Source organism: Rhodanobacter ginsenosidimutans, assembly GCF_042655685.1.
GTDB lineage: Bacteria > Pseudomonadota > Gammaproteobacteria > Xanthomonadales > Rhodanobacteraceae > Rhodanobacter > Rhodanobacter ginsenosidimutans.
The window spans coordinates 1755890-1777356 of record NZ_JBHSMM010000001.1 but is presented as its reverse complement, the minus strand read 5'-3'; the positions used below and the strand labels follow the sequence as shown (position 1 = coordinate 1777356).

Here is a 21467-nt window from a genome sequence, read left to right as displayed (position 1 = left end):
ATCGGCGGCTTCGATTCCCCATCCTTGCCGACTGAACCGCCGCTGTTCGTCGGTCATGCGCAAGCCTTCGCGAAAAGCCGCGACCGCATGCCACGGCCGTCGACAGCTGACGAGGATTATAACGGTGCGCCGCTGGACCGGCGATTTTTCAGGACCCTGCCACGCGTCATCGACGCACAGCGACCGCCGGATCAACGGCTTGCGCGGGCAACCCCGGACAACCGCCCCAGCGCACACCATCCCGCAACCGCTGCAAAACTCCGCGGAGTAACTGGCAAAAATGAACACCGTTCCCAAGCACAGTCGACTGCTGATCCTCGGCTCCGGCCCCGCCGGCTACACCGCGGCGGTCTACGCCGCGCGCGCCAACCTCAAGCCGACCATGATCACCGGCCTGCAGCAGGGCGGCCAGCTGATGACCACCACCGACGTGGACAACTGGCCGGGCGACGTCGAGGGGCTGCAGGGGCCGGCATTGATGCAGCGCATGGCCGAACACGCCGAGCGCTTCCACACCGAGATGATCTTCGATCACATCCACACGGTGGATCTGAAGCAGCGCCCGTTCCGGCTGCGCGGCGACTCCGGCGACTACACCGCCGACGCGCTGATCATCACCACCGGCGCCACCGCGAAGTACCTGGGCATCGCCTCGGAGGAGAAGTTCAAGGGCAAGGGCGTGTCCGCCTGCGCTACCTGCGACGGCTTCTTCTTCCGCGAGCAGGCGGTGGTGGTGATCGGCGGCGGCAATACCGCCGTGGAAGAGGCGCTGTACCTTTCCAACATCGCCAGCAAGGTCTACCTGGTGCATCGCCGCGACAAGCTGCGCGCCGAGAAGATCATGCAGGACAAGCTGTTCGAGAAGGCCGCCGCCGGCAAGATCGAGCTGGTGTGGAACCACAGCGTGGACGAGGTGCTGGGCGACGACTCCGGCGTCACCGGTGTGCGCGTGAAGGACGTCAACTCCGGCGCCACCCGCGACATCGAGGCCACCGGCTTCTTCGTGGCGATCGGCCACACGCCCAATACCGGCATCTTCCAGGGCCAGCTCGACATGCACGACGGCTACATCAGGATCCACAGCGGCCAGCAGGGCATGGCCACGATGACCTCGGTCGAAGGCGTGTTCGCCGCCGGCGACGTGGCCGACCATGTCTACCGCCAGGCGATCACCTCGGCCGGCTTCGGCTGCATGGCCGCGCTGGATGCCGAGCGCTGGCTGGATCAGCAGACGCCGGCAGCGTGAGATGTAGGAGCGCACCCTGTGCGCGACAGCTCTTCGTCACGTAACGAAAAGCATCGCGCACAAGGTGCGCTCCTACAGGCCGAACCATGCTCACCACCCGCTTCCATGACGCCATTGCCGACCTGCCCGCCGCGGCGTGGGACGCCTTGCGCAGCGACGACAATCCGTTTGTCTCGCATGCGTTCCTGGCCACGCTGGAGCGCTCCGGCTGCATCCGGCCGGACTGGGGTTGGCAGCCGCATCATCTGGGCATCTACGAGCGCGAGCGGCTGATTGCCGCCGCACCGCTGTACTTCAAGGGCAACTCGCACGGCGAGTTCGTGTTCGATTTCGGCTGGGCGCGTGCCTGGCAGCAGGCTGGCGGCGAGTACTACCCGAAACTGCTCAACGGCGTGCCCTACTCGCCGGTCACCGGGCCGCGGCTGCTGGCTGGCAGCGACGGGCAAACGGTCCTGCTGCAGCGGGCGCTGGTGGAGGCGATGCGCGGCGAAGCGGAGGAGCTGGGGCTTTCCTCGGTGCATGCCAATTTTCTGGAGGCCGGCGAAACCGAGGCGTTTGACGAGGACTGGCTGGTGCGGTCGGACGTGCAGTTCCATTGGCACAACCACGGCTACCGCCATTTCCCGGCGTTCCTGGCCACGCTCAACCACAAGAAGCGCAAGAACATCCTGCGCGAGCGCGAACAGGTGGCGGCCAGCGGCCTTGCCATCGAATGGCGCAGCGGCGACAGCCTCAGCCTGCTCGAATGGCGCCGCGTGCATGCGTTGTACGAGACCACCTTCGACGCCAAGGGCAACCACGCTGCGCTCACCGCCGCGTTCTTCAGCCACCTGGGCGAACTGGGCCAGACCGCGCAACTGGCGCTGGCGCGCGACGGCGAAACCATCGTGGCGATGGCGCTGTTCATTCAGGGCGGCGGCGTGTTGTATGGGCGCTATTGGGGCGCGTCGGTGGACGTACCGGGGCTGCATTTCGAGCTGTGCTATTACCGCGGCATCGACTACGCCATCGCGCAGGGCCTGCAGCGTTTCGAACCCGGCGCGCAGGGCGAGCACAAGCTGGCACGCGGCTTTCTGCCGGTACGCACGCATTCGCGGCATTTCCTGGTCAACCCCGGCTTCCGCGCGGCGGTGGCGGACGCGCTGATCCACGAAGCGGAAGCGGTGGACGGCTATGCGGCCGAACTGCTGGCGCACAGCCCGTATGCGAAGACCCGCGAGGACAACGAAACCGGCTCACCGCGCGACCTGTCGCCGTGATCCGCCTGCCCCTGCTCGATCCGGACGCGCCGGCGTCGTTCCCCGACCCCCGGCAGGCGTTGACGGAACCCAACGGCCTGCTGGCGTTTGGCGGCGACCTTTCGCCGACGCGGCTGCTGGCGGCCTACGGCAAGGGCATCTTTCCCTGGTTCAGCGATGGCGAGCCGATCCTGTGGTGGTCGCCCGATCCGCGTTGCGTGCTGCACACGCAGGACCTGCGCATCAACCGCAGCCTGCGTCGGCAGTTGGCGGGCAAGCATTGGCACCTCACGCTCGACCACGCATTCGACGCGGTGGTTCGCGGCTGTGCCGCGCCGCGCCGGGACGCCTCGGGCACCTGGATCGTGCCGGCGATGGTCGATGCCTACAACCGCCTCTATCACCTGGGCCACGCCCACAGCCTCGAAGTCTGGGAGGGCACGCAACTGATCGGTGGCATCTACGGCATTGCGCTGGGGCAACTGTTCTGCGGCGAGTCGATGTTCAGCCGCCAGAGCGGCGCATCCAAACTGGCGCTGGTTGCGCTGGCCAAGCTGCTGCACGGCTGGGATTTCCCGCTGATCGACACCCAGGTGGCCAACGCACACACCGTGAGCCTCGGCGCTGTCGAGATACCGCGGGCGCAGTACCTGCAGGACGTGGCCACGTTACGTCGCCGGCCCGGTCAGCCGGGCAATTGGGCGGCATTTACGGATGAGCTGATCCAGCCCTGCAAATAGCGGCAGGAGCGCACCCTGTGCGCGAGGCTCTTCGTCATTTTCGGCAAAAAGCGTCGCGCACAGGGTGCACTCCTACGAGAGCGCGGCGCGTGGCGGCTCGGCGGTTTCGGGTGGCTCGCCCAGCGCCTTGATGTCGTCGTAGTGCTCGATGAACAGCGCGACCAGTCGGGGGTCGAGCTGGCTGCCGGCCACCTTGCGCAGGTAGTCGAGGACGTCGGCTTCGGGCCAGGCGGGCTTGTAGACGCGCGGGGAAATCAGCGCATCCCAGATGTCGACGACGCTGAATATCCGCGCCGCCAGCGGGATGGCTTCGCCGCGCAGGCCGGCAGGATAACCGGCGCCGTCCCAGCGCTCGTGGTGGCTGTAAGGGATGTCGCTTGCACCGCGCAGGAAATCCACCCGCTGCAGCATGTCGCCGCCGAACCGCGCGTGCTGGCGCATGACGGCGATCTCCCCTTCGTCGAGCCTGCCCGGCTTGACCAGGATCGCGTCGGGCACCGCCAGCTTGCCGATGTCATGCAGCAAGGCGCCGAATGAGAGGTTGCGCAGCGCATCGCCATGCACCCCTGCCACGCGCGCCAGGCCGGTGGCCATGCGCATCACGCGGCCGGAATGATCCCCGGTTTCCTTGTGCCGGATGTCGATCGCCGACACCAACACGCGCAATGCCTGCTCCTGCCCGTCCAGCAGTCGCTGGGTGGCCTGCTGCAGCCGGCGCATGTCGCGGCCGAGCATCCAATACAGCAACGCGCCGGTACCAAGTACGAAGAACCAGCCCTTGATGCTCTGCAGGAATGGCAGATCGGCGCGGTCGCCGGCCACGGCATTCAACGCGTGGTCGGAAAACCAGATCCACAGTGCCGACACGGATACGTAAAGAACGACGGTGCGCAGCTGTGGGCGTTTCGTCACGGATAGTCATCCCATTGAGGAGGTTTCGCTTCAGGGGCCTGTCGGACTTGTGTGGTCGAGGCGAAGAGCTGGCCTTGCAGCCCAGCCCACTCAAGCCCGACTGACTCCCTGGGTCAACACACGAGCTGGCAACGCAGTGTGAAGAAAACCGTACCCGCGCATTGTGACGCATCCATCAGCTCGTGCGGGCGGTGTATTTGCGCTCCACGTAATCGTCCAGGATGCCCACGAATTCGTTGGCGATATTGTCGCCACGCAGGGTCATCGCCTTTTCGCCGTCGATGAAAACCGGCGCGGCCGGCGCCTCGCCGTTGCCCGGCAGCGAGATGCCGATATTGGCGTGCTTGGATTCGCCCGGCCCGTTGACGATGCAGCCCATCACCGCCAGCGTGAGGTTCTCGACGCCGTCGTACTTCACCCGCCACAACGGCATCTGTTCGCGCACGTGTTCCTGCACGGTCTTGGCCAGCACCTGGAAGAACTCGCTGGTGGTGCGGCCGCAGCCCGGGCAGGCGGTGACCAGCGGCGTGAACGAACGCAGCCCCATCGTCTGCAGCAGCTCCTGCGCCACAATCACCTCGCCGGTGCGGGAGGCGCCAGGTTCGGGCGTCAGCGAGATGCGGATGGTGTCGCCGATGCCTTCCTGCAGCAACACGGCCAGCGCGGCGCTGGAGGCGGTGATGCCCTTGGAACCCATGCCCGCCTCGGTGAGGCCCAGGTGCAAGGCATAATCGCAGCGCGTGGCCAGGTCGCGGTACACGGCGATCAACTCCTGCACGCCGGAGACCTTGCACGACAGGATGATGCGGTCGCGTTCCAGGCCGATCTCCTCGGCCTTGGCGGCCGACTCCAGCGCCGAGCGGATCAGCGCCTCGCGCGCCACCCGCGAGGCGTCCCACGGTTCGGCGCGCTGCGCGTTCTCGTCCATCAGCGCGGCCAGCATGCTCTGGTCCAGCGAACCCCAGTTGACGCCGATGCGCACCGGCTTGGCGTAACGCAGGGCCATTTCGATGATCGACGCGAACTGGGTGTCGCGCTTGGCCCCGAAACCCACGTTGCCGGGGTTGATGCGGTACTTGGCCAGCGCCTCGGCGCAGGCCGGTTCGCGTTCCAGCAACTGGTGGCCGTTGTAGTGGAAGTCGCCCACCAGCGGCACGTCCACGCCCATCATCGCCAGCCGCTCGGCGATGCGCGGCACCGCGGCGGCGGCGGCGGGCGTGTTGACCGTAATGCGTACCAGTTCGGACCCGGCGCGGGCCAGCTCGGCAACCTGCCTGGCGGTGCTGGCGGCGTCCTCGGTGTCGGTATTGGTCATCGACTGCACCACGATCGGTGCATCGCCACCGACGCGGACCTTGCCGACCTGCACGGCAACACTGTGTCGGCGCGGCGCCGGACCTGCCGTGAGAGGCACCTGGGTAACCATTTCGCTCATGCTTCTTGTTCGGGAAAACAGCGCCAAGGATAACCGATCACCGGTACGCCTCCGATGACCCGGCCCGATGGCGCCATGGAGCGAAGGTGGCCGGCGCGCGCCATCGAGCGGCACGGGATATCTTTCACGAAAGCTGCAAGCCGCAGCTGCCAGACTGGGAGCGCACCGGGCAGTTCGGTACGCATTGTCGCAGCGACTTGATTGGCGTCATGGCATCGCGTCACGCTTTACGCAAAATAGCGCAGTTAACCGTCGGGGATCCGCATGCCGAACACCGAGTATTACAACGACAGAGTGGTGCGTCAGTTCCTGCTGGCTGCCGCCGTGTGGGGGATCATCGGCATGTCGGTGGGCGTATATGCCGCTGCCGAACTGGCCTGGCCCGCGCTGAATTTCGACACCTCGTGGCTGACCTTCAGCCGCATCCGCCCCGACCACACCTTCGGCGTGATCTTCGCGTTCGGCGGCTCGGCGCTGATGGGCACCTGCTATTACGTGGTGCAACGCACCGGCCATGCGCGGCTGGCGTTCACCAAGCTGGCCGGCTTCACCTTCTGGGGTTGGCAACTGGTCTGCGTGCTGGCGATGGTGACGATGCCGCTGGGCATCACCCAGAGCAAGGAGTACGCCGAACCCGAGTGGTTCATCGACATCCTGATCGCGATCGTGTGGGTGAGCTTCGGCGTGGTGTTCTTCGGCAGCCTGACGCGGCGCCGGATCAAGCACATCTATGTGGCGAACTGGTACTACGGCGCGTTCATCATCGCAGTGGGCCTGCTGCACATCGTCAACAACCTCGCCTTGCCCGCATCGCTGTTCAAGTCGTACCCGGTCTACGCCGGCGTGGTCGATGCGATGGTGCAGTGGTGGTACGGCCACAACGCGGTGGCGTTTTTCCTCACCGCCGGCTTCCTCGGCATGATGTATTACTTCGTGCCGCGGCAGGCGCAGCAGCCGCTGTGGAGCTATCGCTTCTCGATCGTCAATTTCTGGGCGCTGATCTCGGTGTACATGTGGGCCGGCGCGCACCACCTGATGTACACCGCCCTGCCCGACTGGGTGCAGTCGGTGGGCATGGCGTTCTCGCTGGTGCTGCTGATGCCCAGCCTGGGTTCGGCGGCGAACGGCCTGCTCACCTTCAACGGCTCGTGGCACAGGCTGAAGATGGATCCGGCGGCCAAGTTCATGGTGCTGTCGCTGGTGTTCTATGCCGCCTCGACCTTCGAAGGCTCGATGATGGCGATCAAGACGGTGAACTCGCTGTCGCACTACACCGACTGGACCATTGCGCACGTGCATTCGGGCTCGCTGGGCTGGGTGGCGATGATCACCATCGGCTCGCTGTACGCGATGGCGCCGCGCGCGCTGGGGCAGGAGAAGATGTACTCGCGCAAGGGCATGGAGTGGCACTTCTGGATCCACACCATGGGCCTGCTGCTGTACGTGGGTTCGATGTGGACGGCCGGCGTCACCGAAGGCCTGATGTGGCGCAAGACGCTGCCCGATGGTTCGCTGGCGTATGCGTTCATCGACAGCCTGATCGCGGTCAAGCCGATGTACTGGATCCGCTGGCTGGGTGGCGTGTTCGTGCTCAGCGGCATGGTGATCATGGCCTGGAACCTGTGGCACACCGCCGCCGATGCGCGTGCGCGATTGATCAAGCCGATCCCCGTGCCCATCCCCGAGCCCTACCCGCACCAAGTGCCGGTGCCCCTGCCCGCGGCCAATTGAGGAGCCTGGCTGATGCGCTCGTCCATGATCGCCACTTCGATCGGGTTACCGATTCTGCAAACCCTTCCGGCCCTGCAAGCCCAAAGGCGGCCATCCATCGCCGCACTCTTCAAATAGAGCTCAACCATGGCCTATAAACATTTCGAAGTCATCGAGAAGCACGCCGGCCTGCTCGGCGTCCTGATTGCGATCATGGTGTCCATCGGCGGTCTGGCCGAGATCACGCCCCTGTTCATCCAGGCGCATTCGGTGAAGGCGCCGCCGGGGGTGAAACCCTATGACGCGCTGCGCCTGGCCGGTCGCGACGTGTATGTGCGCGAAGGCTGCTACCTGTGCCACTCGCAGATGATCCGCGCCTTGCGGGCGGAGACGCAGCGCTACGGGCACTTCTCCACCGCGGAGGAGTCGGTCTACGACCGACCGTTCCAGTGGGGCTCCAAGCGCACCGGGCCGGACCTGGCCCGCGTGGGCGGCAAGTATTCCGACCATTGGCAGCGCCTGCACCTGGAGGACCCGCGCCAGGTGGAGCCGGAGTCGAACATGCCGGCGTATCCCTGGCTGAATGACAACAAGCTGGACATCGCCGACGTGCAGGCGCGCATGCGCACCCTGCGCCGGCTGGGTGACCCGTACAGCGACGACGACATTGCCAAGGCCAACGAGGCGCTGGCCGGCAAGACCGAGATGGATGCGCTGATCGCCTACCTGCAGGGGCTGGGCATCAAGAACGAGCCGGTCGCTGCCGTGCCGGTGCCGGCCGGCCACGGAGACAAGCCATGATGAATCCGATCTGGGGCCATATCACCGGCGTGGTGACCGTGGTGCTGATGCTGATCTTCATCGGCATCTGGGTCTGGGCCTGGCGCAAGCGCCATCGTTCAACGTTCAAGCGGATGTCGGAGATTCCGATGGAAGACAAACCCGAGGGCCCGCTGCCCGACCCGGCCGACATTGCCAAAAAGGACGTCGCCGACAACCAGGGGAGCGACCAGCCGTGACCACTGGATTGTCGTTGTGGGTAATGTTCCTGGTGGTGCTGAACCTGGGCATCACGTTCTTCCTTTTCCTGTGGGCGCCGCGGGCCAAGATCCCCACCCTGCCCGACCAGACCAGCGGCCACGTCTGGGCGCACGGCACCGTGCGCGAAGGCGTGCGCAACCTGCCGTTGTGGTGGCTGCTGTTCTCCGGCGCGATGTTCCTGGCCGGGTTCGCCTACCTGGTGCTGTACCCGGGCTTCGGCAGCCACAAGGGTATCCTCGGCTGGACCTCGCACGGCGAGCTGGCCAGGGATGAAGCCGCCAACGACGCGAAACTGGATGAGCTGCTGGAGCGCTTTCGCCAGTATCCGGTGGAGCAGCTGGCCAATGACCCCGCTGCGCTGCAAATGGGCGGGCGGCTGTTCGTGGACAACTGCGCCGCCTGCCACGGCCGCGGCGGCTACGGCAACGTCAAGGTGGGTGCGCCCAGCCTGATCGACAACGACTGGCTGTACGGCGGTACCGGCGCGGACATCCTGGCCAGCATCCACGATGGCCGCAGCGGCTTGATGCCGCCGTGGGCCAGCCTGGGCGAGGACAACGTCAAGAACCTGGCCCAGTACGTGTTGAGCCTGTCCGACTCGCCGCACGACGCGGCCAAGGCCGCGGCCGGCAAGCCGCTGTTCACCACCTGCGCGGCCTGCCACGGCCCCGACGGCAAGGGCAATCCCGCCTTGGGCGCGCCCAACCTCACCGACCACATCTGGTTGCACGGCGGCAAGCTGGAGGACATCGAGCACTCGATCGGCGGTGGCCGCCAGGGTGCCATGCCGGCGTGGAGCACGCGCCTGACCAGTGACCAGATCCGCGTACTGGCCGCTTACGTCTACCACCTCTCGCACCAGGGCGATGCCGCCGCGAGCCAAGGCCATGCCCAGCGCTGACCCGGTGCCGGTACCCGCCAGGGCAGCGTGGTATCGCCAGCCGATCGTGTGGCTGGGAGTGGCGCTGTTCGTGGCTTCGCTGGCCGGTTGCGTGTGGATCATCGTGGTCGCCGCGCACCATCCCGATACGCCGGTGGAACACGCCGGCAGCGGCCTGTTCGGCGTGCCGTCCGCTGCGCACAGCAGCCACGGCCCGCCGCCCGCCAGCCCGCGATGAATGCCTACGCGGCCTGGGCGCACCCGCAACTCGCCGCGCAGGTCATGCGCCCGCGCCGCGATGGCCGCAGCGAAATCGCCCTTCGCGTCGACGGCCTGCATGACGCCCGCCAGATCCTGACCCTGGAGCAGTTGATCCACGCCCTGCCCGGCGTGAAACGCGTGGCCATCGATGCACCGGCCGGACGCGTGCGGGTGGTGTGGGACGCGCGGCGCACGCCGTTGCCGCGCCTGCTCGCCGTTTTCGCCAGCACGCATTGCACCGCGCAGCCGCTGCGCCACGACAGCATCGACGACGCCCGCGCGATCGAGATGCATGCGGCACTGAAGCGCCTGCTGGTCGGTGGCATGTTCGCCATGCAGGTGATGACCTACGCGTTCGTGATGTACATCGGCGCGGTCGATTTCGTGGACTTCACCACCCGCGGGCTGTTCCGCTGGCTGAGCCTGTTGTCCACCATTCCGGTAGTGTTCTATTCGGCGCAACCGTTTTTCGCCGGCGCGCAGGCCGAGCTGCGCCAGCGAAGGCTGGGGATCAACCTGCCGGTGGCGCTGGCGGTGGCACTGGTGTTCCTGGCCAGCTCCGTCAACACGCTGCGCGGCGATGGCGAGATCTATTTCGATTCGGTGAGCATGTTCGTGTTCCTGCTGCTGGGCGGACGCTACCTGGAACTGCGCGCGCGCCATCGCAGCAGCGCGCTGGGCGATGCGGTGATCGATGCCACGCCACTGCTGGCCGAACGCCGCCGCAGCGATGGCCAACTGGAAACCGTGGCCGCTATCGAGCTGGCCCCCGGCGACCTGGTCCACGTCAGCGAGGGCGGCACGGTGCCCGCCGACGGCGTGCTGGAAGGCCATACGGTGCGTGTCGACGAAGCGCTGCTTTCCGGCGAATCGCGGCCGGTGACCCGGCATGCCGGCGAGCGGCTGGTGGCCGGCAGCGTGGTACTGACCGGACCGGCGCAACTGCGGGTGGAATCCAGCGGCTCGCACACGGTCGCCGCGCGGCTGGGTGCATTGGCGGCTCGGGCACGGCAGGCGCGCGCGCCCTCGATGCTGGCCAGCGAACGTGACGCCAGCCGCTTCGTGGCCCGCGTATTGCTGCTGACGGTGCTGACCGCACTGGGCTGGTTGCTGGTCGATCCCACGCGCGCGTTCGAAGCCGCGGTAGCGGTACTGGTGGTGGCCTGCCCCTGTGCTTTCGCGCTGACCTTGCCGGCCACCCTCACCCGCGCGCTGGGCGTACTGGCACAGCGCGGCGTGCTGGTGACCGACAGCGCGGCGCTGGAGCCGCTGGCGCGGGTCGATTTCGCACTGTTCGACAAGACCGGCACGCTGGCCACCCCGCAACTGTCGCTGGCCACGGTGGAACCGCTACGCGGCGACGACCCCGCCCGCACCCTGCAATGGGCCGCCGCACTGGCGCGCGAAAGCTCGCACCCGCTGGCCCGCGCGCTGGCCGCGGAAGCCGCCGCGCATGGCTCCCCGATACGCGCCACCGCGGTGCAAGTCGTCGCCGGCGCGGGCATCCGTGGCGAACTGGAAGGCCGTGCCCTGCGCCTGGGCCGCGCGGAGTTTGCGCTGGAACACAGCGGCGAAAACGCGTCCACGCTGGCTGCGGGTACCCTGGTACTGGCCGATGCGCAGGGCGCCATCGCCGCGTTCCATTTGGACGAACGAGCCCGATCCGACGCCGCGGACACCGTGGAATTTCTTCGCGCCGACAACATCGCCTGCGCCATCGCCAGCGGCGACGTGGCTGAACGCGTGGCCCCGCTGGCCAGCGCGGTGGGTATCGACGACTGGCATGCGCGGCAAACCCCGGCGGACAAGCTCGCCGTGCTGCAGGCCGCGCGGGCACAAGGTCATGTCACCCTGGCCGTGGGCGACGGCACCAACGACGCCCCCCTCCTGGCCGGCGCCGACGTCTCCGCCGCGCTCGACAGCGGCACCGGCCTGGCCCAGGCACATGCTGACCTGTTGCTGCTGGATGGACGTCTGGATGGCCTGGCCAGCGCCCGCGTGATCGCGCGTCAGGTGCGTCACGTGGTGGCCCAGAGCCGGCGCTGGTCGCTGGCCTACAATTTCTGCGCGGTACCGTTCGCCGCGTTCGGGCTGGTGCCGCCGTGGCTGGCCGGCATCGGCATGACCTTGAGTTCGCTGGTGGTCGTGCTCAACGCGCAACGGGTCGGCACGACTACGCCCGCGCGGGGAGCCTCCAGATGAACATCCTGCTGATCCTGATCCCCGTCACCCTGATCGTCATCGGCGTGGCCGTGGCGCTGTTCTTCTGGGCGGTCAACCACCAGCAATTCGACGACCTGGACAGCCCCGCCGTGCTGCCGTTGATGGATGACCCGCCTGCGGACACGGATGAAAAAGATGCGCCCTAGTGACTAACCAGGAGCCAGCACAACGGCGCACATCCGCGAGAATTCACCGCTCCGCCTTGTATCAATCCTCACTGCCAGTAACTGGCCTTGCGCTTGAGATGGATGACCTCTTTGTTTGCCGAGAACGATCCGGTCAGCTCTTGTGGTCCGATCGTTCCGACAAAGTTGCCGCGAGGATCGACGGATTTTGGTACCGAAAATTTGATTGATGTACCGGATATTGTCGCGGGTACCACCACGGGCGTTGTTGGGTCACCCTCGCTCGATTGATAGACGACAAAGTAGCCGTCGCGAGCATAGGTGACGAAAATCTCCGTCCCAAGCAGGTCGCCTCCTTCGTCGTTGTATGCCATGTTCGAAAACATGCCCGTCGGCTTCGGTTGCCCGGCGGTAGCAGCGGTGGCCGCCGTCAAGAAGATGCTGAAAACAAGCATCATCAGGAATACATGGTTCATCCGTTTCATCGTCTTGCTCCCGAAATCGTCAATCATCGGCCCATGCCCTAACCCATGCATGAAACATTCTGTGTGACGGTCACCTGCAGGTTTCCCTGTTGAGCCATCTGCTGCGCCCTGTGCTGGCCTTGCTGTTGCAAGGTCTGATTGACCTGCGCCATCTGCTGTGTGCTTTGCTCGATCGACATATTGACCGCTCTGACCGTATCTACATTTGCGACCTTCGTTACCACGCCAAGCATGGGTTGCTCAGCAGCAAACGCCTTGGAACCATCGTCGCTCAGAACAACACTGTCGATTTGCTTCAAGCCCTGCGATTTTGCCTCGACAGCCAATGCACCGGCCAGGTTTTTACTGATACGATCCGACGCGCGGCCTCGCTCGGCATCAATTTTTTTCACACCGGCATACGCCTGCTGAAATAGCGTGTGATCCGGATGTGAGGCTTCGTCCAGACGTGGTGATACCTGCGCTGATGTACCAGGTGCCGGATATCCTGGCGACGCCTGCTGCGCGTTTTGCTGGTGAGTTGGTGCGTCGTGGTGCTCAGGCGCGCGCGACCGATGGCGTCCGGTCAGCTCGTTATATTGCCGGGTTGCATTCGCGATAGCCGTGTTTCTGTCTATGGGCGGATCCACATAAAAATGCGGCGGGTCGCGCCGGTGAAAATTGCCGCCCCAGCTCAATCCCGCATTGTGTGCGGCCGTTCGAATGATTTCACGCTGCGCTTCGCTGACGGTCGAATAATTCACATCGACGGCAAACCCGGCCGAATGAAGACTGTGCGTGGCCGGGGTAATGGCGTTGGGATCGTGGTGCAACCGTTCCTGATGTTCTGGGGTCCTGAACGCGCTATTGAAATGGAGGCTTACACCGTGAGCTCGCGCATTCGCTATGAAAGCGTTGACCTTTGGAACCATCGATTGGTCGAGATAGGTATGACCCATGCCGGACAGCGTAACGGGCACGAGTTGAGTTGTTGTTCCGTGGTGCGTGTCAGTCATGGACAGGAACTCCCTGGGGTCGTTCAAATGCGCTTCTGGCTACCAGCTACCGGCCTGATGGATGCGTTGTTCGTTCGGTCACAATCTTACTTCTGGCGGAATGCGATTTCGTAGTCCTGGACATCGTGGCCACGCCGGGTAGAGCGCCGCGGGATGGTCGAACCTTTGCCGCGACCGGCGTAGGAACCTTCAGTCGAGGTGCTTCTGCTCTGGCCCCCAAACAAAGAGCATCGCGACTGAGGTCGCTCCCACAGCAACCGCTCCTACCGGGTATTCCGCAACGCCGCCAGCAACACCCGCTGCTGCAGCCGATCCTTCCACGTCGCCGGCGCCGCCAGGCCCATCCGCTTCAAGGCCTCGGCTTCGCCCGTCACCGCGTCGCCTGGCCGGATCACGGCCTTCAGCAGCCGCCACTTTCCACGCCAGCTGAGGGCGCAGCCTTTCAGCCAGTTCAACGCCGGCAGCAGCCGCTGTTCCACGTCGTCGAAATCGCTGCCGAACGGGAACGTGGGCAGCAGGCCCTTGCGCTGCAGCGGCGCCAGCGACTGGCGCAGGCAGTCGGGGCGGTTGTGGCGCCAGGCGGCGGGTATCACGAAGTCCGGCGCCAGCTTGCCATGCGCCTTGGCCTCCGCGCACAGCGCGTCGAGGAAGCAGGCGTCGCTGATCGACAGCATCGCCTCCACGCACTCGCTGTCGCTCTTGCCGCGCAGGTCGGCCACGCCGTATTCGCTGACGTAGATATCGCGCAGATGCCGGGGGATGGTGGTCTGGCCGTAGTTCCAGCGGATGTTGCTTTCCAGGCCGTTGCGGCCCATGCGGGTGGCGCGCAGCAGCAGCACCGAGCGCCCGTCGGCCAACTCGTGCGCCATCGCCACGAAGTTGTACTGGCCGCCCACGCCGCTGACCACCGCGCCCTCCTCCAGCGTGTCGGAAACCGCCGCGCCCAGCAGCGTGGCCATCATGCAGGTGTTGAAGAAGCGTGCGCCGCGCCGCTGCAAGGCGGCCAGCGTCTGGTGGTCGCCGTACAACTGGTTGACGTGGGACACCGGGCACATGTCGATCGCATCGGGATCGGCCGCCTCGGTCTCGCCGAGCCATGCGTACAACTCGCGCGAACCCAGGAAGAACGCGCCGCGCAGGAAATGCCCGCCCGGCGTCGCCGGATTCAACCGGCCCGCGACGGAGGCGCGTTCCAGCGCCAGGTTGTCCCAGCTGCGGCGCTTCAGGATGCCGCCGCGCTGCAGATGCATGAAGCCGTCCATCACCATCTCGCTGGCACCGTACAGGCCGGTGACCAAAGGCGCCGTACCACCCAGGTAGCCGGCCAGCGTGCGCGTGTTGCCGCCCGCATCCAGCGACGCCAGCGCGCCGCGCCACGCGCTGTTGGACTGCTGGCGCAGCAGCAGCGCCTTGACCAGCGCATCGGACAACGCGCCGATGCCGATCTGCAGGCAGCCGCCATCCTTCACCAGCGCACTGGCGTGCAGGCCCAGCGCATATTCGGCCACGTCCAGCGGCAGGCGCGGCAATGCGAACAGCGGTGGCGAGGTTTCCGGCTGCAGTTCGATGTCGAAGAAACTTTCGGGCACTTCGGCCGCGCCGCTCATGTACGGCAGGTCCGGATGCACCACGGCCACGCACAACGGCCGCGGCTTGCCGGCGGCTTGCATCTGGCGCAGGAAATCCAGGGTCAGGTCGGGGTTGCTCGACAAGCTGTAGTGCACGCCGTCGGGGTCCTCGCGCCGCGCCACCAGTTGCACCAGCAGGTTGATCTCCTGCAGCACCAGGTCGCGCGCCACGTGGGTGTAGTTCTGGCTGATGTAGCTGCGCTGCGCGCTGGCCGAATGCAGCAGCGCACCCGACTGCAGGTAGAACTCGTGCACCTCGACATTGGGCGGCAAGGCATCGCGCGCCTGGTCGATCGCGTACTGCGGGTCAATCTGGTCGGCACCGAAATGCCGCCGCAGGAAAGGTTCGAGGAAACGCGCCTCCAACCCCGGCTTGGGCCGCGGACGCGTCAGCGACAGCGCCGTGTACAAGCGCATCGACCGGGTGGTGTCCGCGGCGGTCAACGCGTACAGCGCGTTGAGCAGGCCATGCGGTTTGCCCAGCCCCAAGGGCGCGGCCACGCGCAAGTCCGGGCCTAGCGCATCGGCGACCTGCTGCGCGCAGGTGGCGGTATCGGCGTAAATGCGACGGATCGGCATGCCTGCGATCATGCCAGAAGCGCCGCGCGGCGATGGCGCTACGTCAACAAGGCTTCGCTTACACTCGGGCCATGTCATCGCTACCGCTCATCCCCACCACACCGAGCCGATTACTGGCCGAACAGGCGCTGAGCCGCGCCGCCGGTGCGCCGCTGCTCAACGGCAACGCGGTGGAGTTGCTGATCGATGCCGCCGCCCACTACGAGGCCTGGCTGGCGGCGATCCGCGGCGCGCAGAACCGCGTGCTGCTGGAGAACTACATCATCCGCAACGACGACGTGGGCCGCGCTTTCCGCGATGCCCTGGTCGAGCGCGCGCAGGCCGGCGTGCTGGTGAACGTGGTGGTGGACTGGATGGGTTGCCTGGGCCAGTCGCGCAGCCGCTTCTGGGCGCCGTTGCGGGCGGCCGGCGGCGAAGTGCGGGTGTTCAATCCACCACAACTGGGGCAATCGTTCGGCTGGCTCAGCCGCGACCATCGCAAGGTGCTGGTGGTCGATGGCGTGCAAGGTTTTCTTTCCGGCGTGTGCATCAGCGCGAAGTGGCTGGGTGATCCCGCGCACGATGTGCCGCCGTGGCGCGACACCGGCGTGGCACTGCGCGGGCCGGCTGTGGCCGAAATGGAAGCCGCGTTCGCCCAGAGCTGGGGTGGCATCGGCACGCCGCTGGCACCGTTTGCGCCCTTGCCCGAACCGGACGAACCCGCCGGCTCGGTCGCCCTGCGGGTGATCGCCACCCAGCCGGCCAGTGCCGGCATGTACCGGCTCGATCAATTGATTGCCTCGATGGCGCGCAAGACCCTGTGGCTTACCGACGCGTATTTCGTGGGCCTGGCGCCTTACGTGCAGGCGCTGGTGGCCGCCTCGCGCGACGGCGTGGATGTGCGGCTGCTGGTGCCGGGCAACAGCGATATCCCCGTGGTGGCCAGCATGTCGCGTTCGGGCTACCGGCCGTTGCTGAAAGCCGGCATCCGCGTGTTCGAGTGGAATGGCTCGATGCTGCACGCCAAGACCGCCGTGGCCGACGGCCAGTGGGCGCGGGTGGGTTCGTCCAACCTCAACATCGCCAGCTGGCTGAGCAACCGCGAGATCGACGTTTCGGTGGAGGATGCCGGCTTTGCCGGCCAGTTGGCCGCGCAGTACGAGCGCGACCTGGAGAACGCCACCGAGATCGTGCTGGCGCCACGTCGCCGCCATCCCGGCAGCGAGCGCGTGCGCAGCAGTCAGGACCGGCCGCGCCGGGTGCGCCATGCCGGCGGCAGTTCCAGCCGCGCCGCGGTGGGCGCATTGCGCATTGCCAACACGGTGGGCGCCGTGCTGAGCAACCGCCGCGTGCTGGGCGACACCCCCAGCGGCCCGTTGTTCGCCGGCACCGCCGGGCTGACCTTGCTGGCCGTGGTGTCGCTGCTGTGGCCCGCCTGGGTCGGCTGGCCGCTCGGCCTGCTGGCCGCCTGGTTTGCGCTGAACCTGGGCATCGCCGCCTGGCGCATGTATCGCGGCCGGCGCCGCCCGGCGCCGGGCAAGAGCAGCTGAGGCAGGATGCGGCCTGTTCAAAGCAATCTCTCAGAAAGCTTCGCCAAGCGGATGTTTCTACAGGACTAGGTCTGACGGCGCGTGATAGGCTCGCCGTCCCATGCCCGCCTTCGACGACAGCACCACCCGCCATGTCCTGACGCCCAGTTCGCTCAACCGGCTGGTGCGCGACCTGCTGGGCGATGCGCTGCCGCAGGTGTGGATCGAGGGCGAGCTTTCCAACGTGGCCCGCCCCGCCTCCGGCCATGTGTACTTCACCCTGAAAGACAGCGGCGCCCAGGTGCGCTGTGCGATGTTCAAGATGAAGGCGTCGACGCTGCGCTTCCGCCCGGTCGATGGCCTGCAGGTGATGGTGCGCGCCAAGGTCGGCCTGTACGAGCCGCGCGGCGAATTCCAGCTGGTGGCCGAATACATGGAGCCTTCCGGCGAAGGCGCGCTGCAGCGGGAGTTCGAGCAACTCAAGGCCAGGCTCAACGCCGAAGGCCTGTTCGACCCCTCGCGCAAGCGCGCACTGCCACATTACGCGCGCCGCATCGGCGTGATCACCTCCGCCACCGGCGCGGCGGTGCGCGACGTACTGAGCGTGCTGGCACGGCGCTGGCCATTGGCCCACGTGGAAATTCTGCCGGTACCGGTGCAAGGCCGCGAGGCGCCACCGGCGATCGTGGCGATGCTGCGCAAGGCCTCGGCCTGCGCCCGCTACGACGTGGTGTTGCTGACCCGAGGCGGCGGCTCGCTGGAAGACCTGTGGGCGTTCAACGAGGAGATCGTGGCACGGGCCATCCATGCCAGCGCGGTTCCGGTCATTTCTGCCGTGGGCCACGAGATCGATTTCAGCATCGCCGACTTCGTGGCCGACCTGCGCGCACCCACGCCCTCGGCCGCGGCCGAACTGCTGGTGCCCGATGCGGTGGCGGTGGGCCGCCACCTGCGCCAATTGCAGCAACGCCTGCTGGCGGTGCAACTGGGCCGGTTGCAGGGGCAATCGCAACGCGTCGATCACCTGCTGGCACGCCTGCAGGCGCAACGGCCGCAGGCGCGGCTGCAACGCGACCGCGAGCGACTGGTGCATCTGCAGCGCCGCCTGACCACCGTGCTGCGCGAACAGGACCAGCGCCGCCGCACCCGACTGGAACGCCTGCACGCACGCCTGCTGGCACGCCACCCGCGCAACCAGTTGCCCCTGCTGCAGCGCCGCCTGGCAGAGCAGGACCAGCGCCTGCGCCGCGCCATCACCCAACTGCTGCAGCGGCGCCAGACCCAACTGCGCCACGACGGCCGTGCACTGCACGCCGTGAGCCCGCTGGCCACGCTGGAGCGTGGCTACGCCATCATGTTCGACGCCGACGGCAAGGTGCTGCGTTCGGCAGCAAACGTCGCCACCGGCACACCGCTGCGCGCTCGGCTGGCGGATGGCGAACTTGCATTGCGGGTGTGTGAGGACTGAGCCGCGCAAGCGGCGATTGCCTTCCGCCGGTGCGTTCAGAGGCTCGACCAAACGAATGAAATGGGGCGTTCGACCGCCACTCGAATCCCGATTCGTGGTTCGGCAGCCATGCCGGGATGGCGCCTGACGACCACGCCGCTACATACCGCGAGACACCTCCTTGCCAAACTTGCTGCAGCCGAGAATCGATCCGCTCAACCCGGAATGATTGAACGCGCTGATGTGCGGTTGCATGGTGACCTTGACGGTATCGCCATCCTTTTTTACCTCCACGATCCGCTCGATGCCGGCATCCGATCCGAAACTGAAGTTCTGGCTGGTGTACACGTTGCCCGAACCGTAATCCGTGTCTACATGCCCGGCATAAACGTCGCGGGAGCCACCAAGCACCGCTGAAATGCTGGTCACCAGGTAATACTCGCCAAGCTTCATCCGGGAGAACTGGAACTCGCCGTTTTCGTTGGGCTTCGCTTCCATCCTCGCGACGACCAGGTCCGGATCCGTGACCACCTGATCCTTGCCTCGTTTTGCCTTCTTGCCGAGTGCGAGGATCTGTTGCAAATACGGCGTCACGGGATATAGAAGCACCGGCTGGCTTCCCAACACGAGATTTCCCCGCCAACTCCCGCACACTTGCCCCCTGATGGTCGAGCGCCCCGGCTCCAGCGCGGCTTTGGCCGCAGCCAGATCAAACGGTACGTCCGGCTTGAGGATATTCACGACCGGCTTGGTCACGGGAATCGTGGTGCGCGACTGTTCCAGAGTCTCCGCCGTCATGGCAGGTTCGAACTGATTCGGCACGGCGGGCCGACCGGCCTCGAACTTGCCGACCATCGCGCACAGCCGCTCCGGCACGCCTTTGCTCGCGTTGCCGGGCGGCACAATCGAGGTAAATGAAATCCCGGACGGTTGCTGAACCTGGACCAGCGTCGGTACGGGAGACGGCGGCTTGCCGATCCCCATGCTGGGATTCGGGCTGCTGTAGTCCGGCTCGATGGCAATCACGTATCCGTCGGCGGCGGCTATCTTCCGCACATCGTCGAACGTCTGCCGCACGCTGAGTCCGGCGTGAGTGGATGTCGCCGTGAAAAGCCGCGCGCCATCGCTCGCCGTGACTACATGCAGGCTATCCGCACATAACGCCGTGGCCATGCCGATGGCAGGTGCCGCCATCAGAGCCAGAAACAGGACAATTGTCCGCGCCCATCGCTTATTCAACGAAATAATCATCGATCCTCCATGACATGTACCCAATGGACATCCACGTGCCCACGTTCGACGAACCATGCGCCCCACGCGCCCCGCGAATCCCGAGACCAGTGATCATCGAACGGGACCGTCCACGGTGCGGGAGCATAGCATCCGGCAACGAGCACGGTAGTGCCGACGCCATAGCACGATGCGCCCAGGCAAACCGCCTCACAGGCTCTGAACATCGCCACGTCCTATGCTTGCCCGATCGCAACCGCGGGCAGGCGCCATGTTGAACAAGAGCTACCCCTACTACCTCGCCAACCAGCCACAGCAACCGAACACCGACCTCGTCGTGCGCGACAAATACAGCGGCAGGATCGCCACCCGTGTGGCGGTGCCGGACGCGAAGACGGTCGAGAAGGCCATCGCCGCCGCGGTGAAAGCCACCACGCCGATGCGCAACTTCAAGCCCTGGGCGCGGCAGGCGGTGCTGCGCCATTGCGTGCAGCGCTTCAGCGAGCGCCGCGATGAGCTGGCCGAGGCCTTGTGCATCGAGGCCGGCAAGCCGATCCGCGATGCCGCCGGCGAGGTGACGCGGCTGATCGAGACCTTTCAGATCGCCGCCGAGGAAGCCGTGCGCATCAACGGCGAGACGCTGAACCTGGAACTGGCCAGCCGTCTGGACGGCTATCACGGCTATACCAAACGCGTGCCGCTGGGGCCGGTGTCGTTCATCACGCCGTTCAATTTTCCGCTGAACCTGGTGGCGCACAAGGTCGCCCCCGCCATCGCCGCGGGCTGCCCGTTCGTGCTGAAACCGGCAGAGAAAACCCCGATCGGCGCGCTGATCATCGGCGAAATCCTGGCCGAGACGGATCTGCCCAGGGGCGCGTTCTCGATCCTCCCCATCGATGGCGAGCACGCCTCGCCACTGGTCGAGGACGAGCGCTTCAAACTCCTCTCGTTCACCGGCAGCCAGATCGGCTGGGACCTTAAGGCGCGCGCCGGCCGCAAGAAGGTGGTGCTGGAACTGGGCGGCAACGCGGCCTGCATTGTCGATGCGGACCAGGGCCCGCACCTGAAGCGCGTGGTCGATAGGCTGATCTTCGGCGCGTTCTACCAGTCCGGCCAGAGCTGCATCGGCGTGCAGCGCATCTACGCCCACGACGACATCTACGACGCCTTGAAGAAACGCCTGGTGGCGGCCACGAAAAAGCTGAAAAGCGGCGACCCGAAAAACCCGGACACCTTCCTCGGCCCGATGATCGACGAAGCGGCCGCCAAGCGCCTGCACGGCTGGATCGAGGAAGCGTGTCAGGCCGGCGGCAAGCTGCTGTGCGGCGGCAAGCGCGACGGCAACATGCTGCAGGCCACGCTGATGGAAAACGTACCGGCCGATGCCAAGGCCAATCGCATGGAAGCATTCGGCCCGTTCGCCCTGCTGCAGCGCTACAGCACGTTCGACGAGGCCATCGCGATGGTCAACGATTCGGATTACGGCCTGCAGGCGGGTATCTTCACCGACAGCCTCGACCACGCCATGCGCGCCTGGAACGAGCTGGACCAGGGCGGCGTGATCGTCAACGACATTCCCAGCTTCCGGGTGGACAGCATGCCCTACGGCGGCGGCAAGCTGTCGGGCTTCGGCCGCGAAGGTATCCGCTATGCGATCGAGGACATGACCGAGATCCGGCTGATGGTGATGCGGGAACCTGGATAAAGACCCGCGGGACCTGTAGGAGCGACTTCAGTCGCGACGCTCTTGATTCAGGGCTCCAGAGCAGAAGCATCGCGACTGA

19 protein-coding genes are annotated in these 21467 nt (G+C 66.2%); 13 read left to right on the top strand and 6 right to left on the bottom strand.

All coding sequences use genetic code 11. From position 1 onward, the window contains the following. Positions 1-280 precede the first annotated feature (280 nt). The 3 genes from trxB (at position 281) to aat (ending at position 3224) form a co-directional block, all read left to right on the top strand. Entirely contained in the window at positions 281-1246 is a 966-nt protein-coding gene (gene trxB / locus ACFPK0_RS07785; RefSeq protein WP_007079738.1) for a thioredoxin-disulfide reductase, read from the top strand. 86 nt (positions 1247-1332) lie between these two features. Further along, positions 1333-2505 carry a GNAT family N-acetyltransferase gene (locus ACFPK0_RS07780; RefSeq protein ID WP_377339564.1) on the top strand — a complete coding sequence of 391 codons (1173 nt, stop codon included), beginning with the start codon at positions 1333-1335 and terminating at the stop codon, positions 2503-2505. After that, positions 2502-3224, top strand: a complete 723-nt coding sequence (gene aat, locus ACFPK0_RS07775; protein WP_056079531.1) for a leucyl/phenylalanyl-tRNA--protein transferase — start codon at positions 2502-2504, stop codon at positions 3222-3224. The genes ACFPK0_RS07780 and aat overlap by 4 nt, the downstream gene beginning before the upstream one ends. A 72-nt stretch (positions 3225-3296) precedes the next feature. On the opposite strand, the gene ACFPK0_RS07770 is transcribed toward aat, so the two are convergent. Both ACFPK0_RS07770 and ispG read right to left on the bottom strand, forming a co-directional pair. Beyond that, positions 3297-4136 (bottom strand): HD-GYP domain-containing protein, encoded by an 840-nt coding sequence (locus tag ACFPK0_RS07770; protein WP_056079534.1) that lies wholly within the window; start codon positions 4134-4136, stop codon positions 3297-3299. Positions 4137-4311: 175 nt separating this feature from the next. Continuing rightward, on the bottom strand, positions 4312-5571 hold the full coding sequence (gene ispG / locus ACFPK0_RS07765) for a flavodoxin-dependent (E)-4-hydroxy-3-methylbut-2-enyl-diphosphate synthase (RefSeq protein WP_377339561.1): 1260 nt from the start codon (positions 5569-5571) through the stop codon (positions 4312-4314). A gap of 264 nt (positions 5572-5835) precedes the next feature. On the opposite strand from ispG, the gene ccoN reads away from it, so the two are divergent. From ccoN to ccoS, 7 genes are all read left to right on the top strand, one after another. Then, positions 5836-7302: a cytochrome-c oxidase, cbb3-type subunit I gene (gene ccoN / locus ACFPK0_RS07760; RefSeq protein ID WP_056079540.1), complete on the top strand. Its 1467-nt coding sequence runs from the start codon at positions 5836-5838 to the stop codon at positions 7300-7302. A 126-nt stretch (positions 7303-7428) separates the two neighbouring features. Continuing rightward, positions 7429-8082, top strand: coding sequence for a cytochrome-c oxidase, cbb3-type subunit II (gene ccoO / locus ACFPK0_RS07755; protein ID WP_377339559.1), 654 nt, complete (start codon positions 7429-7431; stop codon positions 8080-8082). Next, positions 8079-8300: a cbb3-type cytochrome oxidase subunit 3 gene (locus ACFPK0_RS07750; RefSeq protein WP_235577522.1), complete on the top strand. Its 222-nt coding sequence runs from the start codon at positions 8079-8081 to the stop codon at positions 8298-8300. The genes ccoO and ACFPK0_RS07750 overlap by 4 nt, the downstream gene beginning before the upstream one ends. After that, a complete protein-coding gene (ccoP, locus tag ACFPK0_RS07745) occupies positions 8297-9223 on the top strand; it encodes a cytochrome-c oxidase, cbb3-type subunit III (RefSeq protein ID WP_056079547.1) in 927 nt (308 codons plus the stop codon). Before ACFPK0_RS07750 ends, ccoP begins: the two co-directional genes overlap by 4 nt. Next, the gene (locus ACFPK0_RS07740; RefSeq protein WP_056079549.1) at positions 9210-9440 is read left to right on the top strand and encodes a hypothetical protein; all 231 of its coding nucleotides are present in this window, start codon (positions 9210-9212) and stop codon (positions 9438-9440) included. The genes ccoP and ACFPK0_RS07740 overlap by 14 nt, the downstream gene beginning before the upstream one ends. After that, complete coding sequence (locus tag ACFPK0_RS07735; RefSeq protein ID WP_377339556.1) at positions 9437-11665, top strand: heavy metal translocating P-type ATPase; 2229 nt, start codon at positions 9437-9439, stop codon at positions 11663-11665. The genes ACFPK0_RS07740 and ACFPK0_RS07735 overlap by 4 nt, the downstream gene beginning before the upstream one ends. Continuing rightward, positions 11662-11832, top strand: a complete 171-nt coding sequence (ccoS, locus tag ACFPK0_RS07730; protein ID WP_377339554.1) for a cbb3-type cytochrome oxidase assembly protein CcoS — start codon at positions 11662-11664, stop codon at positions 11830-11832. Before ACFPK0_RS07735 ends, ccoS begins: the two co-directional genes overlap by 4 nt. 68 nt (positions 11833-11900) lie before the next feature. Here ccoS and ACFPK0_RS07725 read toward each other — a convergent pair whose 3' ends face one another. From ACFPK0_RS07725 to ACFPK0_RS07715, 3 genes are all read right to left on the bottom strand, one after another. Beyond that, positions 11901-12323: a hypothetical protein gene (locus ACFPK0_RS07725; protein ID WP_056079555.1), complete on the bottom strand. Its 423-nt coding sequence runs from the start codon at positions 12321-12323 to the stop codon at positions 11901-11903. 11 nt (positions 12324-12334) lie between these two features. Further along, positions 12335-13291, bottom strand: coding sequence for an XVIPCD domain-containing protein (locus ACFPK0_RS07720; RefSeq protein WP_156458941.1), 957 nt, complete (start codon positions 13289-13291; stop codon positions 12335-12337). A gap of 263 nt (positions 13292-13554) precedes the next feature. After that, positions 13555-15510, bottom strand: coding sequence for an acetyl-CoA hydrolase/transferase C-terminal domain-containing protein (locus ACFPK0_RS07715; protein ID WP_377339551.1), 1956 nt, complete (start codon positions 15508-15510; stop codon positions 13555-13557). 59 nt (positions 15511-15569) lie between these two features. On the opposite strand from ACFPK0_RS07715, the gene ACFPK0_RS07710 reads away from it, so the two are divergent. Together ACFPK0_RS07710 and xseA are read left to right on the top strand one after the other, a co-directional pair. Next, positions 15570-17027, top strand: a complete 1458-nt coding sequence (locus tag ACFPK0_RS07710; RefSeq protein ID WP_056079562.1) for a phospholipase D-like domain-containing protein — start codon at positions 15570-15572, stop codon at positions 17025-17027. Positions 17028-17127: 100 nt separating this feature from the next. Beyond that, on the top strand, positions 17128-18474 hold the full coding sequence (xseA, locus tag ACFPK0_RS07705) for an exodeoxyribonuclease VII large subunit (RefSeq protein WP_377339549.1): 1347 nt from the start codon (positions 17128-17130) through the stop codon (positions 18472-18474). A gap of 138 nt (positions 18475-18612) precedes the next feature. Here the strand turns inward: xseA and ACFPK0_RS07700 are convergent, their stop codons facing one another. After that, the gene (locus tag ACFPK0_RS07700; protein ID WP_377339547.1) at positions 18613-19704 is read right to left on the bottom strand and encodes a hypothetical protein; all 1092 of its coding nucleotides are present in this window, start codon (positions 19702-19704) and stop codon (positions 18613-18615) included. Between the two features lie 250 nt (positions 19705-19954). On the opposite strand from ACFPK0_RS07700, the gene ACFPK0_RS07695 reads away from it, so the two are divergent. Then, positions 19955-21388 carry an aldehyde dehydrogenase family protein gene (locus ACFPK0_RS07695; protein ID WP_377339545.1) on the top strand — a complete coding sequence of 478 codons (1434 nt, stop codon included), beginning with the start codon at positions 19955-19957 and terminating at the stop codon, positions 21386-21388. The last annotated feature ends 79 nt before the right edge of the window (positions 21389-21467 follow it).

Excerpts from the sequence above, each read along its gene's own strand:
- trxB (WP_007079738.1), top strand. The coding sequence starts at position 281 with ATGAACACCGTTCCCAAGCACAGTCGACTGCTGATCCTCGGCTCCGGC.
- ACFPK0_RS07780 (WP_377339564.1), top strand. The coding sequence starts at position 1,333 with ATGCTCACCACCCGCTTCCATGACGCCATTGCCGACCTGCCCGCCGCG.
- ispG (WP_377339561.1), bottom strand. The coding sequence starts at position 5,571 with ATGAGCGAAATGGTTACCCAGGTGCCTCTCACGGCAGGTCCGGCGCCG.
- ccoN (WP_056079540.1), top strand. The coding sequence starts at position 5,836 with ATGCCGAACACCGAGTATTACAACGACAGAGTGGTGCGTCAGTTCCTG.
- ccoO (WP_377339559.1), top strand. The coding sequence starts at position 7,429 with ATGGCCTATAAACATTTCGAAGTCATCGAGAAGCACGCCGGCCTGCTC.
- ACFPK0_RS07750 (WP_235577522.1), top strand. The coding sequence starts at position 8,079 with ATGATGAATCCGATCTGGGGCCATATCACCGGCGTGGTGACCGTGGTG.
- ACFPK0_RS07740 (WP_056079549.1), top strand. The coding sequence starts at position 9,210 with ATGCCCAGCGCTGACCCGGTGCCGGTACCCGCCAGGGCAGCGTGGTAT.
- ACFPK0_RS07735 (WP_377339556.1), top strand. The coding sequence starts at position 9,437 with ATGAATGCCTACGCGGCCTGGGCGCACCCGCAACTCGCCGCGCAGGTC.
- ccoS (WP_377339554.1), top strand. The coding sequence starts at position 11,662 with ATGAACATCCTGCTGATCCTGATCCCCGTCACCCTGATCGTCATCGGC.
- ACFPK0_RS07725 (WP_056079555.1), bottom strand. The coding sequence starts at position 12,323 with ATGATTGACGATTTCGGGAGCAAGACGATGAAACGGATGAACCATGTA.
- ACFPK0_RS07720 (WP_156458941.1), bottom strand. The coding sequence starts at position 13,291 with ATGACTGACACGCACCACGGAACAACAACTCAACTCGTGCCCGTTACG.
- ACFPK0_RS07715 (WP_377339551.1), bottom strand. The coding sequence starts at position 15,510 with ATGATCGCAGGCATGCCGATCCGTCGCATTTACGCCGATACCGCCACC.
- ACFPK0_RS07710 (WP_056079562.1), top strand. The coding sequence starts at position 15,570 with ATGTCATCGCTACCGCTCATCCCCACCACACCGAGCCGATTACTGGCC.
- xseA (WP_377339549.1), top strand. The coding sequence starts at position 17,128 with ATGCCCGCCTTCGACGACAGCACCACCCGCCATGTCCTGACGCCCAGT.
- ACFPK0_RS07700 (WP_377339547.1), bottom strand. The coding sequence starts at position 19,704 with ATGATTATTTCGTTGAATAAGCGATGGGCGCGGACAATTGTCCTGTTT.
- ACFPK0_RS07695 (WP_377339545.1), top strand. The coding sequence starts at position 19,955 with ATGTTGAACAAGAGCTACCCCTACTACCTCGCCAACCAGCCACAGCAA.